Genomic DNA, 14183 nt, shown 5'->3' with positions numbered 1-14183 from the left:
CCACCAAATGGGCAACCGCTGCCGATCGCCGCGCATTAATGCCTACAAACCCACGCCTACAAACCCGCACTCCAACGAGCACAACAGGACTGGTTATGAAACCCAACCGCAACTTGCTAACAAATCAGGTCTGGATTGGACTGGGCTGTGCGGCCACCTTGGCCGGAGCGGGCCTGGTGGCGACCCTGGCAGAAGCAGCCCCCCCAGCCAACCCGGCCAAGGCCGCAGCTCCCGCCATTCAAGGGGCGATCGAACAATCCTGGGAAGGGATATTGGCGGTTTCCCCCCGAGGCTTGGCCCAGCACCTGCGGCAAATTGGCGCAAAAATGTATGGAGCCTACTGGTGCGGCCATTGCCAAAGTCAAAAGGAATTATTTGGTCAGGCGTTCAACCAAATTCGCTACATTGAGTGCGACCCCCAAGGCCGCAACCCGCAGCCGCAACTGTGCACACAGGCGGGGATCGAGGGCTATCCTACCTGGGAAATTCGGGGGCGCAAATATCCGGGTGTCCAGTCGTTGGCAACCCTGGCGCGACTGTCCAACTATCGTGGTCAGTAATTTTGTTATGGCCAGTGATTTTGCTGCGGCCAATGTTTACTACGGCCAATCACTAATTTTGCTATGGCCAGTAATTTTGCTGCGGCCAATGTTTACTACGGCCAATAATCGCCTGGTCAATGCTTGGATTTGACCGTTGCTAGGCCAGGCCTAACTCCCGTTGGAGATGGTTCATGGATTGGCTGCCGATGTAGTTTTCGCAACAGATCACCTGCGGGGGGCGGATGATGTCTTCTCGGTGCGCGGAAACGGCAGCCTTGACCTTGGGGAAGCTGTCCCGATCGCACCCGATATAGCGCACGGTTTTGACCAATGCCCCGAGCTTATAGGTGTCGCTGGGAAGGGTGGTCATCACCAAAATTTCTTCGCCCCGGAAGCTATGAACAATCACTTCCGAAGCCCGCAGCCAACCGGGACTGATGCTGACCAGACCGATCCGCGTACCGGCCGGGAGATTCTTCACGAATTCAATTTCTTCGGCATAGTCATAAATATCCACCGGGATGACGCGGGCCGATTTGGGGGCGGCGATTTTTTCCGCATCGCCAATGAAGTAGCGGCTGGTGACCACGGTGGCGGAAGCGGTGCGATCGAGCGCGGCTGGCAAATCTTCCATGGCCACCAATTGCACGGGAATTTGCAGTGATTGCTCAATTTCACCGGCCATAATTTCGCCCACCCCCAAATCCTGTTGAGGGGCGGTGACAATGACGCGGGCGCTGCATCGTAACCGCCAATCCACTTCTCCCAAAAACAGTTCCCGAGCGGTGCTGAGGCTGCAACCGGCTTCGATTAGCCGATCGAGGCTTTGCTTCACCAGTTGATAGGCTTCGGGGTTTTTGTCAAAAACGGGCGATCGGAGTTGGGCCCCACCTTCATGACCCAAGGCTCGCACATAAATGCCAGAGCCGGGCTGGGCTTCCACTAGGCCGTTATCTTCAAGCTGGCGATAGACCTTGCTGATGGTGTTGCGATGCAAGCCCGTTTCCATGGCCAGTTGGCGGGTGCTGGGCAAGCGGTGCCCCGGCGGAAACTGCCGCGAAGCGATCGCAAACCGAATTTGGTTAAACAACTGCGTGGATGCCGGAATATCACTGTCAGCTTGAATACGGAACCGAACCATAGCTAAAGCTAGAGCCGCTCGCTCAATGGGTTAATGAATGGAACAGAAAACGGTAAGCGTAGGGGAGAAAGGCGTTGAAGAGGAGTAGTCACGGAAACCCTTGACCCAGCTTTCCGACCAGGATCCCTTCGGTGAAAAAGCGGAGAACTGACCGGAGCAGGGCTGGTTTTGGGCTGATCTTGCCCCCCATCATACCCATGGAAATTCCAATCGGCCCGTTGGGTGGCACATCTTCCGCCAACGAAGCCTGGCGCGATCGCCCGGAGAGACCCCGGTAGACCTGCGCAATTGTCCCAGGGCTGCGGCGACCGATCGGATCATTGGGCCACAATTCAGACGTGGGGGGTTTCGCGGTTCGCGATAGGATAGGCTCTGCAAGGGGCTTATACGCTGTCTGTTTCGCGTTTTTGTCTTGCGTTTTTTAACGATTTAAATGTCACGGTTTCAATGTCACGGATAGTCATGTGGGTTCGGGGTTTGGCACTGGGCAGCATCATTGCTCGCTGGTGGGGACGACAGGGGCTGGCCCAGGCGATCGCCCTGCTGCTGTCGTTAACGATCGGGGGCTGGGCCTTGGGGGCCCTGCCAGCCCAGGCCGCATTGAATGACGATAATTTTGATGGCAATATTTTTGCGCTCTATGCGGGCAATGGCTCTTTGGTGCCGCCTCGGGTGACCTTGGCCCAATCGCGGGAACGACAGCGACCCACCCTGTTGGTGTTTTTTGTGGACGACAGTCGCGATTGCAAGCGATTTTCCTCCACCATTTCTCAGTTGCAGGCGTTTTACGGCAAAGTAGCGGACTTTTTGCCCATTGCGGCCGATTCTCTGCCCTTAGAGCCAGTGGCGGATCCACTGCAACCGGCGCACTACTACCGTGGCGTTGTGCCCCAAACGGTTTTAATTGATCAATCGGGAAAAGTATTGCTCGATCGCGCCGGTCAAGTGTCCTTTGAGGAACTCGACGATCAGTTCCGAGCAGTGTTTAACCTACTGCCACGTTCGGAGTCCGTGGAACTGCGCCGCCGGGAAGTGAATGAGGTGAATGTGGAATTGGTTCCAGAATCGGCCAAGCCGGCCTCCAAGGCGCAATCGACCAACCGCGATCGCTAAGGAGGACTGCTATGCCGGTGAATGATGACCTCGGGTTACTCGACTTAGATTCAGCAGAGTCAGACGATCTGAACATTCTCGAAACCCCGCCCCCGAACGAAGCCGCGCCGCTCCCCGATCCAGACGTGATGTTGCAACTGTTGCAAGATCCGGATCCGACCCAGCGGGCGGTGGGGGCTAGGGCGTTTTGTGAGTTGCAAGACCCCAGGGCTAGCGAACGGTTGATTCTACTCATTAACGATGTTTGTCCGTTAGTGCGAATGAGCGCCGCCTATGCCTTGGGCCGCAATCCAGATCCAGAGGCGATCGACCCCTTAATTGGCCAACTCCAACGGGACTGGAATGGCTACGTCCGCAAAGGCATTGTCTGGGCCCTGGGCAATGGGCGCGATCGCCGGGCCTTGGCTCCGTTGGTGCAAACCTTGCAGCGGGATATTGCGGCCGTGCGCCTGTGGGCGGCCAGTTCCCTGGGGCAAATGGGAGCCGTGGGTTATGAGGCGATCGTGGGGGCCGTACCGCCGCTGATTGTGGCCCTGCGCCAAGATCCTGTTCCGGCCGTGCGCAGTAACTGTGCTTGGGCCCTGGGGCAACTGTGCCGCGACTTGCCCTCCAATGCGATCTATGCGGGAGCCGTGGATGGGTTGATTGAAGCCCTGGTGGAAGATCGCGAACTCGGCATCAAGGAAGACGCGCGATCGGCCCTCCTAAAGCTGGGAGATTCCCGTGCCCTGCAAATCATTGCGGAACTGGAGCAGGAAGGCTGGTTATAACCGAGCCGTTAAAATCACCAGAGGAATCACCTGAGAGTTGCTCAGGGCGATCGCCATCAGGTGGGAATGGGCATTGATCGGTTCATCTTCCGGCACATCTCGCAAATGCAGATCGTTGTGGCGATAGGAACCCATTGGCGGGGCCAAAGCTTTCAGCCAAACCTTCAGATTCTGCAACAAGAGAATGAAAAGAAAAATTATCAGGATCAACTAGGATCGAACAAAATCGAACAGGATCGAAGAGGGCTGAATGGATTTGAATTGGGTTGATTCAAATTAATTCGAATTAATTTGGATTGCTAACTGGGCGGCAATTCCAGGGGTAAATTACCCAACGCACCCTTCCGAAAGTCTTGCAACAGGGTACGGGCCGCCCGCTCCCGATCGCCCTGATAACGAAATTCCGCCAACGCGGGTACATAGTCCTCGCCGTTCAGGAGTCCCGGAGCCAAGCCATAGCGTTTCTCCAGCGCTCGATCGCCCGTCGATCGCACCATTGCTGTCGGAGGTGCTGTGGAGATTTCTGTTAAGGATTCTAAGGATTCTGGCGAAGTTTTTGGCGAAATATCCGCCGAGGTTTCGAGCGTCGGTTGCGGATCCAAATTCAACCCACACAGCAAATCCACCAAAGCCGCCGCCACCTTTTGGTTGTCGTAGGCCGCTTGGCCAATGTCGTCGCAAATGGCTAACTTCACGGCTGCCGACTGATCCACCAAATTGGCGGGCAAAATGCCCGGCGCATCCAGCAATTCCAGCTCCGAAGAAATTCGTACCCACCGCAATTGGCGCGTTACCCCCGGTTTGGCCGCACTTTCCACCACGCGCCGCTTCACCAACCGGTTAATGAGCGCCGACTTGCCCACATTCGGAAATCCAATCACCGCTGCCCGCACCGGCCGCGGCCGCATTCCCCGTTGCAACCGCCGCTCATTCACCCAAGCCGCCACATCCTGGGCCGCATGGGCGATCGACTTGACCCCCTGACCCTGGCGCGCATCGGTGAAATAGGGTGTTTCCCCTTGCGATCGCATCCACTGTTCCCAATTTTGGCGAACGGGCCCCGGGATGGAGTCCACCCGATTCAGCACCAACACGCGGCCGGTTTTAGTGCCGGGGCGCTCCAGCCAACTTTGTAACTTTGGGTGATGGGTGGCCAGGGGAATCCGCGCATCCCGCACCTCAAAGACCACATCCACCAATTTGAGTTGCTCCAAAAGGGCTTTTTCGGCTTTGGCAATGTGACCGGGATACCACTGAATGGTTGGGGTAATCATGGGCGGGCAAGGGTGGAGAAGAACTGGAAACGGGCTACTCGTTCATGTCTTTGTAAGTGGCAACGGCGGAAGGCGAAATGCGATTGAGATATCGGAAAATCCAATACTTAATCACGGCATCCAAAATCACCGGAAAGGTCGCAATAAACAAAAACATGAAGTCTTTATTTTCCGGTAGCCCCAGGTGTCGAGAAATGCCGCTGACCACCACTTCCCAGCCGTGGGCCGAGTGATATCCCACAAAGATATCGGTTGAAAGAATGATCACGAAGGCCTTAGCGCTGTCGCTCAGACCATACATAATCTCATCAATGAAGGACTTGAGAACGGCAATTTCTTCGCGACTATAGGCAATGACTAGCCCAAACCCGGCCAGAGACAGGAAATCGGAAAAGACATTTTTGAGGGCATCGGCGCTGCGAACCCAGGATTCATTGGCAATTTCTTCGGCTTTTTCTTGAACTTTTTCCTCAATTTCTTCGGGGGTGAGTTTGGGAGTTTTGCCCAAGAGGGACTGGAAGTGCAGGAAGTTTTCGTAGCGCTCTAGCTCAACCATGGCTTCTTCTTGCATGTCCATGTTGAGAAAGACGTTGTTGATGCTGGGGTGATAGACCCGATCGACGATCGGCCCCACCAGGAAGTTTTTGGACATCTGCTGCACCAACAGGGGCACCAAAATCAGCAGCAAGATGAATTTGAGTGAAACGATCGTTCGAACTTTGGAGGTGCGATAGTTTTGCAGCACTTCTTCTTCGGAACGATCGTCCAGGTCGCGCCGCACGCGATCGAAGGTGGTGAGGAGCGATCGGGGAATGAGGCCAGTGCTGCCGGTGGCGGAGGGTTTGCGCATTCCGCCGGAGATGTTGCGCGTGGCCACATTCAGGGCCCCAGCTCGCCAACTGGAGGGCCGCTTGGGGCGAATTTTGGCGGCGTTGGCGGCGGCCTGCCACGATCGGGACTGGTCTAGGGGGGCGGTGGTGGTGTTGGCGGTGACGGACGGCGATTCCTCCGAGGTGGCGGGCAGGTTGTCGCTGTTGAGTTCCAGGCGATCGACCGATCGACCGTGGACATAGCGATCTAAGGTATTGTCAATTAGCTCCAGTTTTTTGAGCACGATGAAGGAGCGATCGCCCGGTTCCGAAAATCGCCGGCCGCTCGCGTCGGTGCTGGTGGCGATCGGGGCGTTGGGATTGCTCAGGCCCGCTTCGGTTTTGCGACTGGGAATCCCGATCGTTTTGGTGCCAAAATCCAAAAAAGCATTGCTACTGTTGAATTCCCACAACCGCAAATCAATCATCTTCAGTTGTTTTTGCAGCTCGGTGCGAAAGTAATCGCAGGTGCTTTCGCCGTAGCGGGTGCTGTCGAGGTCGATTGGATTGCCCTCAAAGTAGCGATCCTCTAGGGCCCGAATGGCGAGGGCCGCTTCATAGGCCTGGTTGAGCGCCCGTTCTGGGGTGGACTCGTACCAACTCCCCGCATTCGCCCAGAGCGATCGCAAACCTGGAAGCCACCGATTCTTCATATTGTTCAAAAGCGGTTTAAATGCTGTGACCAGCGATCGGGCTGACAGGCTAACATCTTTCCCTGACGAAGATGCAGGGAATTCCGAGCCATTATTTAACCCCACAACCGCCGTTGCACAACGAGACCCAAAGAACAACCCTGGGGCGGGGCTTGAGGCTTGGGTATTGGGGTTATCGTTTGGAATCACTGGGCGATCGGTATCATAGCAAAACCATCATTTTTCCGTGCTTGTGGCTAACCATTTCCCGGCCTCCGCCACGTTTGCGCCCGATCGCCCGGCTTCGATCGCCCGATCAATTTGGATCACAGGCGGGGCCCTCAGCGGCAAAACCCAAACCCTGGTGGATTGGTTCCAGGGATTGCGGGATCAGTTGCCCCCGGGGAGCCGGGTGTTGGCCCTGGCGGCCAGCAGCGAAACCCGTTGGGCCCTGATGGAGCGATTGGCGGCGGTGGGTTGGCCAGCCATCGACTGCACCACTCCCCTGGGCTTTTTTGAGCAAGAGGTGATGCTGTTCTATCCGTTGCTGGCGGAGCGGGCGGGGTTTGTGCCGCAATTTCCACTGCTGTTGCGCCCGGAAAATGAACAGGAACTGGCGGGGCAGTTGTGGGGCCAGGCGCTGGATGAAAACCCCGATTCACCGATCGCCCAGCTATTGCGAGAGCGGGCTGTGCGGCGGCTGTTGGATCTGTTGCAGTTAGCAGCCAACAGCGGCACGGATTTGGCGGAAATTCCCGATCGCCTGGTACAAGGTCTGGGGCCAGCGGCGGCGGTGGAACTGCCGGGAAATTGGGTCGATCGGGCGGGTGCTCTGATCGTGGAGTGGCGAGACTGGTGCTTGCGGCGCGGTCTGCTCACCTACGGGCTGGTGAGTTGGCTCTATGGCAACTTTTTGCTGTCGGATCCGCGCTATCTCGATCGACTGCAACGACGCTATCAAGTGGTGTTGGCCGATGACACCGATGACTTTCCGGCCCTGGCGGGACGGCTGCTGACCCTGTTGCAAGAAGGCGGGGCCTGGGCCGGCTACACCCACAATCGGGACGGGGCCAGCCGCTTGGGGTTGGGCGCGGATCCTGCGGCCTTGCAGCCCTTAGCCGATCGCTGCACCGATCATTTGGATTTGGGACGCGCGAATCACGATTTGGTGCAACGGGTGGCTCCATTGCTGACTACGGTGGCGCGGGAACCCTTTGCGATCGCCCCTTGGGCCGAAGCCTGGCCCCCCACGGTGCAAGTGCTGACCACCATTGCTCGGGCCCAACTGCTGCGGGAAACGGCCGAAACCATTGTGCAAGCCGTCCAAACGGAAACCCTCCAACCCCAGGACATTGCGGTGATTAGTCCCGGTTTGGACTCGATCGCGGGCTACACCCTGGCCACCATCCTGCGCGATCGGGGGTTACCCGTGACCCTGTTGGGCAACCAGCGCCCTTTGATTAGTTCGCCCACGGTGCGATCGCTTCTGACCCTTTGGACATTGGTTTATTCGGGTTTGGGCGACTGGCTCAATCGGGAAGATGTGGCGGAAATGTTGGTGGGGCTGAGCACGGAACCGGATCCTTGGTTGGCCGCCCCGGAACCGGCGGTCACCGGGGCCGGGTCGATCAGGCCAGCAGCGGAGTTGGACTTGGCGTTGCCGGACTTGGCGGAAACCAGCCCCACGGGCCTGCGCCGGGCGATCGATCCCGTGCGTGCTGGCCTGATTGCCGATCACTGCTTCCGTCCCGATCGACAGCGGCCGGAACTGTTGCCCGTGGAAGTCTTTGCCCGTTGGGATCGGTTGGGCTACCGAGCCACCATGGCCTATCAAAAGCTGCGATCGTGGATTAGCGAGCAACAGCAACAACTCCGCCAGCGCCTGATTCGCAGCCCCCTAATTGTGCTCGATCGCGCCGTTCAGCAGTTTTTGTGGCATGGGGGACGCTTGGATCCCGCCGAATTGGCCGCCCTGCGCGAACTCCTAGAAGCCGCCCATCGCTATTGGGATATCAGCCACCGCATTGATCCCCAAGCACCGGAAACGGAGACCATCCACAAATTCATTGCTCTGTTACGACGCGGCACGATCGCCGCCAACCCCTTCCCCAGCCAAGTGCTGAACCCGGCCCCCAGCGGCATCACCCTCGCCAATATTTTCCAGTACCGCACCGCTCGCCTTTCCCACCGCTGGCACTTTTGGCTAGATGCCTCTTCGCCTCTTTGGCCCCGGGGGGGCGCAGCGGTGTTGTTCGGCTCACCCTTGTTTTTGCAAGATTGGAACGGTCGCCGCCGCACCCCAGACGACGAGGAACAAGCAGACCTCGATCGGTTCGATCGGGTGGTGCATGACCTATTGGGACGTTGCCGCGATCAGCTTTATCTGTGCCACAGCGATCTATCCGTCACCGGCCAAGACCAGTTGGGCCCCATGCGCCCGGTGATCGATGCCAGCGAGCTTGGAGTTGGCAATTAGGAAATCGGGGCTTGCCCGTTCGTCTGCAACCCTGATTCCACCGTGGCGAGATCGTGGAGGGCAAGGGGCTTAGGGCTGGTCGTCAAATCGCCTGAAACCCTAATGATCTCGTTCTCCCAACCGATCAGTCGTAGGGGCGGGGTCTCCCCACCCAGTTCCCGTGATCCTTGGGCGTTCCCAGGGGTGGACAGGGTTAAAGCGATCGCCCGGGTTAGGGTTGGGAGACCCAACCCCTACGGCGATGGAAATGACGACAGGCCCTAAGCCCAAGCCAGGTAAGGCAAACGGCCAGCAGTGGCCTGCACGGCTTCTCCTTGACTGACCAATTGACCGCAGCTATCCCACATGCCGCTGAGGAAGGCCTGGCGCGGCCCTTCCTTCATGGTGACAGTGATGGTTAAGTCCCCGATCGCAGCGGTCAGATTCACCAAATCCAAGGACACCGAGGCGCTGGGGTTGGCTTCAATGGCCCCTTGCAACGCCAACACATCCTCATGGCTAGCCGTGACGCAGGGAATCCCGATCGCCACGCAATTGCTAAAGAAGATTTCCGCAAAACTTTCGCCCACAATCGCCCCAATGCCCCAACGGGCGATCGCCTGGGGCGCATGTTCACGGCTGGAACCACAGCCAAAGTTACGATTCACCACCAACAGCTTGGCCCCTTGGTATTGAGCCTGATCGAAAGGATGCTCGCCGTTCAGTTGGGTGCGATCGTCCGCAAAGGCATATTCACCCAACCCATCAAAGGTGACACAGCGCAGAAAGCGAGCCGGAATGATGCGATCGGTGTCAATGTCATCACCGCGTAACGGCAAACCAGTACCCGAAACCCGCTGAACTTGACTGTTGATTTCGCTCATAGGACTGCTAAAAGGCTGCTGATAATCATGAAACAGAATGGAATTATCCTACCGCAATCGGATGATTTAGTTCAGAGGGCTGAGTTGAACCCTGAATCGTAACCCCATGCCCTTACAGCCTTTACCTAGAATTATTGGCACGCCATATTGCAGATGCCATGAAGCAACGGTTTGGTGGGCAGTGCCCACCCTACGGGCGACTATGCTTAGTAATTGAGGTAAGAGCTGTAACTTGATGCCCTTAACTCGATGCCCTTGCACCAATACTCTTAACTGAATACCCTTAACTCGCTGTTGGTGGAGCCGGAGGTTGAGCTGCCAAATTAATGCGATCGCTCAGTTGGCGCAAATTTTGGGCAAACTCTGGATCCGCATCCTTTAATTGCGCCACTTTGTCGCAGCTATACATCACCGTGGTGTGATCTTTACCGCCAAATTCTTCCCCAATTCGAGGCAAACTCAAATCCGTATGTTGCCGCATCAAATACATCCCAATTTGACGGGCTTGGCTAATTTCCCGGCGGCGAGAATTGCCCTTCAAATCCTCGATCGAGATATTGAACGCATCCGCCACAATTTGAATCACCGACTCGGGCGAAGCTTCCACCGTTTCCACGGGCGGGTTCAAAACCGGCGCAATGTTCTGCACCGTCATCGGCAATCCTGAGATTGAAATATAGGCCACCGCGCGAATTAGGGCCCCTTCCAGTTCCCGAATATTGGAGGTATAGCTAGCGGCAATATATTCAATAACATCGCGGGTCATCCGAATATTTTCATACTCAGCTTTTTTCTGCAAAATGGCCATCCGGGTTTCAAAATCCGGCGGTTGAATATCGGCAATTAAGCCCATGGAAAACCGGGACGAAAGCCGCTCTTGCAGCCGAGGAATTTGACTGGGCGGGCGATCGCTCGCTAGCACCACTTGCTTGCCCGCCTCATGCAACGTATTGAAGGTATAGAAAAACTCTTCTTGGGTATATTCTTTACCTTCAATAAATTGAATGTCATCCACAATGAGCACATCAACGGCGCGGTAAAACTCCCGAAACCGTTGCATTCCGTCCTTGCGAATGGCGGCGATCAAATCATTGGTGAATTGTTCGGTGGAAACGTAATAAATTCTGGCATTTGGATCTGTTTCCAGGCGGTAATGACCGATCGCCTGCATCAAATGGGTTTTGCCCAGTCCCACTCCCCCACACAAAAACAGGGGGTTAAATTCCCGACCCGGCGACTCGGCCACCGCCAGGGAAGCCGCGTGGGCCATGCGGTTGTTGGCCCCCACCACAAAGCGCGAAAAGGTATATTTCGGGTTCAGTTCCGTGGCGGTGCGGCCCCGATCGCTGGGGGCAGGGCTGGCGATCGGCGGGGCACTGGGGGGATCGGCGATCGGCTCCGGTGGCGGCAAAAAGGCCTCCGGGTCGATCGCCCCGCCAACGCTTTCATCACCCCGGGCCGCCACGATCTGAATTTCCACCTCATGGCCCAACACTTCGCGGGCCGCCTGGGAAATAGCCTTTAGGTAATACTTTTGCAGCCAATTGCGAGCAAAGGGCGTGGGAGTCCGCACCACCAAAGCCTGATCGTCTAAGCGCTCTGCGATGGCCGTTTTGATCCAAGTTTCAAACGTTGGCCGACTCAGTTGGTTTTGGAGCTGATCCAAAACCTGACCCCAGAACGCATCGAGCGATTTTTCCACGGTGGACATCCTCTGGACGAATCTCGATCGAACCCCCATCGCAGGTCACCGGTAGCGATTCCACCCGTGCCCAACACCCCCAACGGTGTATTGCCCCGCGACTTCAGTTCGATGGCAACCATTCGATTGCACTGGTTGACTGCATAGGTTGACTGCATAGCATTGACTGCTGGGATGGCAGCGATCGCCACAACCGGCAACCAGTGCAGCGAAGTTATTCTAGCCGTCTTTGTTCGATTGAACGGATCGAACCCGACCCAGCACACAAAAACCCGGTCAAAATCAACACAACAGCCCCAAAAACCAGGGCAGCGATCGGGCAGTTGGGTCACCCTCACGCCATGGCGAGCCATTGCGTTGGCTTCTTCAGTAGGCTGGCAGTGCTCCTTCAGCCGTCTTCGGTCAGCACTGGGTCAGTGCTCAGTCAGTCCATTGGACTGGGCCGATCGGCCCGTCATCAGATTCATCAAGACCCTGATTCCATGCTGGTCTGGTCGATCGCGCTCCAATCATCACCACAACTCCAGCAGCGAAATGCAGCATGAAGGGTCTGCTCGCTGACATCTAGTGTCCAGCAAAGAGCCATAAACCTATCATGAATCGGGCCAAGGGGCGATCGGCCGGAATTTCTTAAACAATTCATCAAAGAAAAATGACTTGGTGTAACTGAACGCAACGAATGGGAAGAATTTACGGATAATCTAATGCGGGCCATCTGCCTTGAGCCTGAGATGAAACCCTGTAGGGGAGTCGCATCAAACCCTAAGAGGGTGTCTAAAAAGTATCTTTTGGCACGGGTCAAGCACCAATAGTTGTGGGGGCAAGGGGCTTAAGCTCCTTGTCTACGTCGATCACTAGGGCTTACTGAGTAGCAATTTTGGCTTTTCAAACGGCCTCTAAGGCTTTTCCGGGGCGATCGCCCCCGTGAGCTGCCCGATCCCGCCTATTGACCTGTCCTGGAGGATTGGCCGGTGTGACTTCGCCAACCAGCAGTCACCCCAGCCAGCCACATCCCCTGGCGGTTCACCCCTCGCTGGCCACCCATTCCCTAATTCCTGTTGTTAAACCGATCTGAGCCTATGAAGTCCTACCTGGCGGCGGCAGTCCAAATGAACAGCCAGCCCGATCTGGCCCACAACCTGGCCCAAGCCGAAGACTTAATTGATCTGGCCGTGAACCGGGGGGCAGAACTAATTGGCCTACCGGAAAACTTCTCCTTTTTGGGCGAAGAAAGCGAAAAACTCGCCCAGGCCAGCGAGATCGCCGCCGCCAGCGAAAAATTCCTGAAAACCATGGCCCAGAAATATCAGGTCACCATTTTGGGGGGTGGATTTCCCGTGCCAGTGCCGGACAACCAGGTAGCCAACACGGCGCTGCTGGTGGATCCCGATGGCTCCGTGGTGCGGTATGAAAAGGTGCATTTGTTCGATGTGGATTTGCCAGACGGCAACACCTACCGCGAATCGCAAACGGTGTTGGCCGGTTCCCACTTGCCGCCCCTCTATCGATCGGACAATTTGGGCAATTTGGGCCTCTCGGTTTGTTATGACGTGCGGTTTCCGGAGCTATATCGTCACCTGTCCAAACAGGGCGCAGATGTGTTGTTTGTGCCCGCAGCGTTCACGGCCTACACGGGCAAGGATCATTGGCAAGTGTTGCTGCAAGCCCGGGCGATCGAGAACACCTGTTACGCGATCGCCCCGGCCCAAACGGGCCTCCACTACGGCCGCCGCCAGTCCCATGGCCACGCGGTGATTATCGATCCTTGGGGCACAATCTTGGCCGACGCGGGGGATCCGGTGGGCCTCGCGATCGCGGAAATCAACCCCGATCGATTGGCCCAAGTCCGTCGCCAAATGCCCTGCCTGGAGCACCGCGTTTTCGGCTAAATGCCCATTTGCCAATTAACGCCCATCCAAACAACCCATCCAAATAACGGGGGCGCAACACCCGCCCCCAAACCTTGATTTTCTAAATTATTGGCAAATTCCCTTCCCTGCGAAAACCCAGATATTATTAAACAAATCACTTTATGTAAGCTTTTGAGTTCCAAGCTGCCATGGTTCCCCGAGTTCAGCTTTCAACCCTGATGGTAACGGCATTGTTGCTTACGGTGAGCTTCGGAAAATCAGCCCAGGGCCAGGACACAGACCCCCTGTGCTACTTCACCGATGCGGCTGGCAACCGCCGGGATCTCAGTGCTTGGTGTGGTCGGCCGGGTAACAATCCAACGGCCCCAAGCAGCGCTCCGGCATCTGCGCCGATGGGGCCACCTCCGGCGGCCACTAGTGCCAATGGCGGCGGCAATGTGGAGCTGTTGCAATGCCGCGTTGAAGCAGAACGTCGCACTGAGCAGGCTGGCCCGAGTCAACGCTTAATTGTTCATCTCATGGGTTCTGTGCAAAATCAAACGGGCAGACCGGTGAACAATGTGACAGTGCGCTATGTCGTGAAATCAGAGTCCAGTATTTTGAGTCGCGATGGACGCTCATTAAATGAGTCACTGCTGGGTGTGGGTGATCGCGGGATGTTTGATCGCAAGGACAAACCAATTGCTTTAGAAGCTGTGACCAGTAGCAATAGCCGTTGGCAGATTGAGATTGAGGCGATTGACTGGGTGGAAGCGGGCATGGCTCGATCGCGCCAACTTTCGCCTCCAACCCGTTGTTATTAGTGCTTGTTATTAGTGCCTAGTTATTAGTGCCTAGTTATTAGTGCCTAGTTATTAGTGCCTAGTTATTAGTGCTTATCCATGACCACTGATTGGGCTGAGTGCTCAAAGGATGATTCAGGCTTGGGGT

12 protein-coding genes and 1 pseudogene are annotated in these 14183 nt (G+C 56.4%); 6 read left to right on the top strand and 7 right to left on the bottom strand.

Annotation, left to right across the window (positions count from 1 at the left end):
• Positions 1-95 precede the first annotated feature (95 nt).
• Positions 96-560 (top strand): hypothetical protein, encoded by a 465-nt coding sequence (locus tag VPK24_RS18615; protein WP_393015620.1) that lies wholly within the window; start codon positions 96-98, stop codon positions 558-560.
• A 139-nt stretch (positions 561-699) separates the two neighbouring features.
• Here VPK24_RS18615 and VPK24_RS18610 read toward each other — a convergent pair whose 3' ends face one another.
• Both VPK24_RS18610 and VPK24_RS18605 read right to left on the bottom strand, forming a co-directional pair.
• Positions 700-1683, bottom strand: coding sequence for a GntR family transcriptional regulator (locus VPK24_RS18610; RefSeq protein WP_099532097.1), 984 nt, complete (start codon positions 1681-1683; stop codon positions 700-702).
• An 88-nt stretch (positions 1684-1771) separates the two neighbouring features.
• Positions 1772-2014 carry a hypothetical protein gene (locus VPK24_RS18605; RefSeq protein WP_393015619.1) on the bottom strand — a complete coding sequence of 81 codons (243 nt, stop codon included), beginning with the start codon at positions 2012-2014 and terminating at the stop codon, positions 1772-1774.
• A 131-nt stretch (positions 2015-2145) separates the two neighbouring features.
• Between VPK24_RS18605 and VPK24_RS18600 the strand changes: the two genes are divergently transcribed.
• On the top strand, positions 2146-2796 hold the full coding sequence (locus tag VPK24_RS18600; RefSeq protein WP_393015617.1) for a thylakoid membrane photosystem I accumulation factor: 651 nt from the start codon (positions 2146-2148) through the stop codon (positions 2794-2796).
• An 11-nt stretch (positions 2797-2807) separates the two neighbouring features.
• Entirely contained in the window at positions 2808-3566 is a 759-nt protein-coding gene (locus VPK24_RS18595; RefSeq protein ID WP_393015615.1) for a HEAT repeat domain-containing protein, read from the top strand.
• A 15-nt stretch (positions 3567-3581) separates the two neighbouring features.
• Here VPK24_RS18595 and VPK24_RS18590 read toward each other — a convergent pair.
• The 3 genes and pseudogenes from VPK24_RS18590 to VPK24_RS18580 all read right to left on the bottom strand — a co-directional run.
• Positions 3582-3746 (bottom strand): annotated as a pseudogene (locus VPK24_RS18590) (secondary thiamine-phosphate synthase enzyme YjbQ); the annotation flags it as partial.
• A 119-nt stretch (positions 3747-3865) separates the two neighbouring features.
• Positions 3866-4840: a ribosome biogenesis GTPase YlqF gene (gene ylqF / locus VPK24_RS18585; protein WP_393015614.1), complete on the bottom strand. Its 975-nt coding sequence runs from the start codon at positions 4838-4840 to the stop codon at positions 3866-3868.
• A 34-nt stretch (positions 4841-4874) separates the two neighbouring features.
• Complete coding sequence (locus VPK24_RS18580) at positions 4875-6362, bottom strand: proton extrusion protein PcxA (RefSeq protein ID WP_393015612.1); 1488 nt, start codon at positions 6360-6362, stop codon at positions 4875-4877.
• Between the two features lie 232 nt (positions 6363-6594).
• Between VPK24_RS18580 and VPK24_RS18575 the strand changes: the two genes are divergently transcribed.
• Positions 6595-8817, top strand: a complete 2223-nt coding sequence (locus VPK24_RS18575) for a recombinase family protein (protein WP_393015610.1) — start codon at positions 6595-6597, stop codon at positions 8815-8817.
• Between the two features lie 260 nt (positions 8818-9077).
• Here VPK24_RS18575 and leuD read toward each other — a convergent pair whose 3' ends face one another.
• Both leuD and dnaA read right to left on the bottom strand, forming a co-directional pair.
• Positions 9078-9671 (bottom strand): 3-isopropylmalate dehydratase small subunit, encoded by a 594-nt coding sequence (leuD, locus tag VPK24_RS18570; RefSeq protein WP_393015641.1) that lies wholly within the window; start codon positions 9669-9671, stop codon positions 9078-9080.
• A gap of 292 nt (positions 9672-9963) precedes the next feature.
• A complete protein-coding gene (gene dnaA / locus VPK24_RS18565) occupies positions 9964-11382 on the bottom strand; it encodes a chromosomal replication initiator protein DnaA (protein WP_393015608.1) in 1419 nt (472 codons plus the stop codon).
• A gap of 1079 nt (positions 11383-12461) precedes the next feature.
• On the opposite strand from dnaA, the gene VPK24_RS18560 reads away from it, so the two are divergent.
• Together VPK24_RS18560 and VPK24_RS18555 are read left to right on the top strand one after the other, a co-directional pair.
• Positions 12462-13271: a carbon-nitrogen hydrolase family protein gene (locus VPK24_RS18560; protein WP_393015606.1), complete on the top strand. Its 810-nt coding sequence runs from the start codon at positions 12462-12464 to the stop codon at positions 13269-13271.
• Positions 13272-13441: 170 nt separating this feature from the next.
• Positions 13442-14056, top strand: coding sequence for a hypothetical protein (locus VPK24_RS18555; protein WP_393015605.1), 615 nt, complete (start codon positions 13442-13444; stop codon positions 14054-14056).
• Positions 14057-14183 lie beyond the last annotated feature (127 nt).

The organism is Limnothrix redekei LRLZ20PSL1, assembly GCF_043235035.1.
In the GTDB taxonomy this organism is placed as follows: Bacteria; Cyanobacteriota; Cyanobacteriia; order CACIAM-69d; family CACIAM-69d; genus CACIAM-69d.
This window is presented reverse-complemented; position numbering and strand designations above follow the sequence as displayed.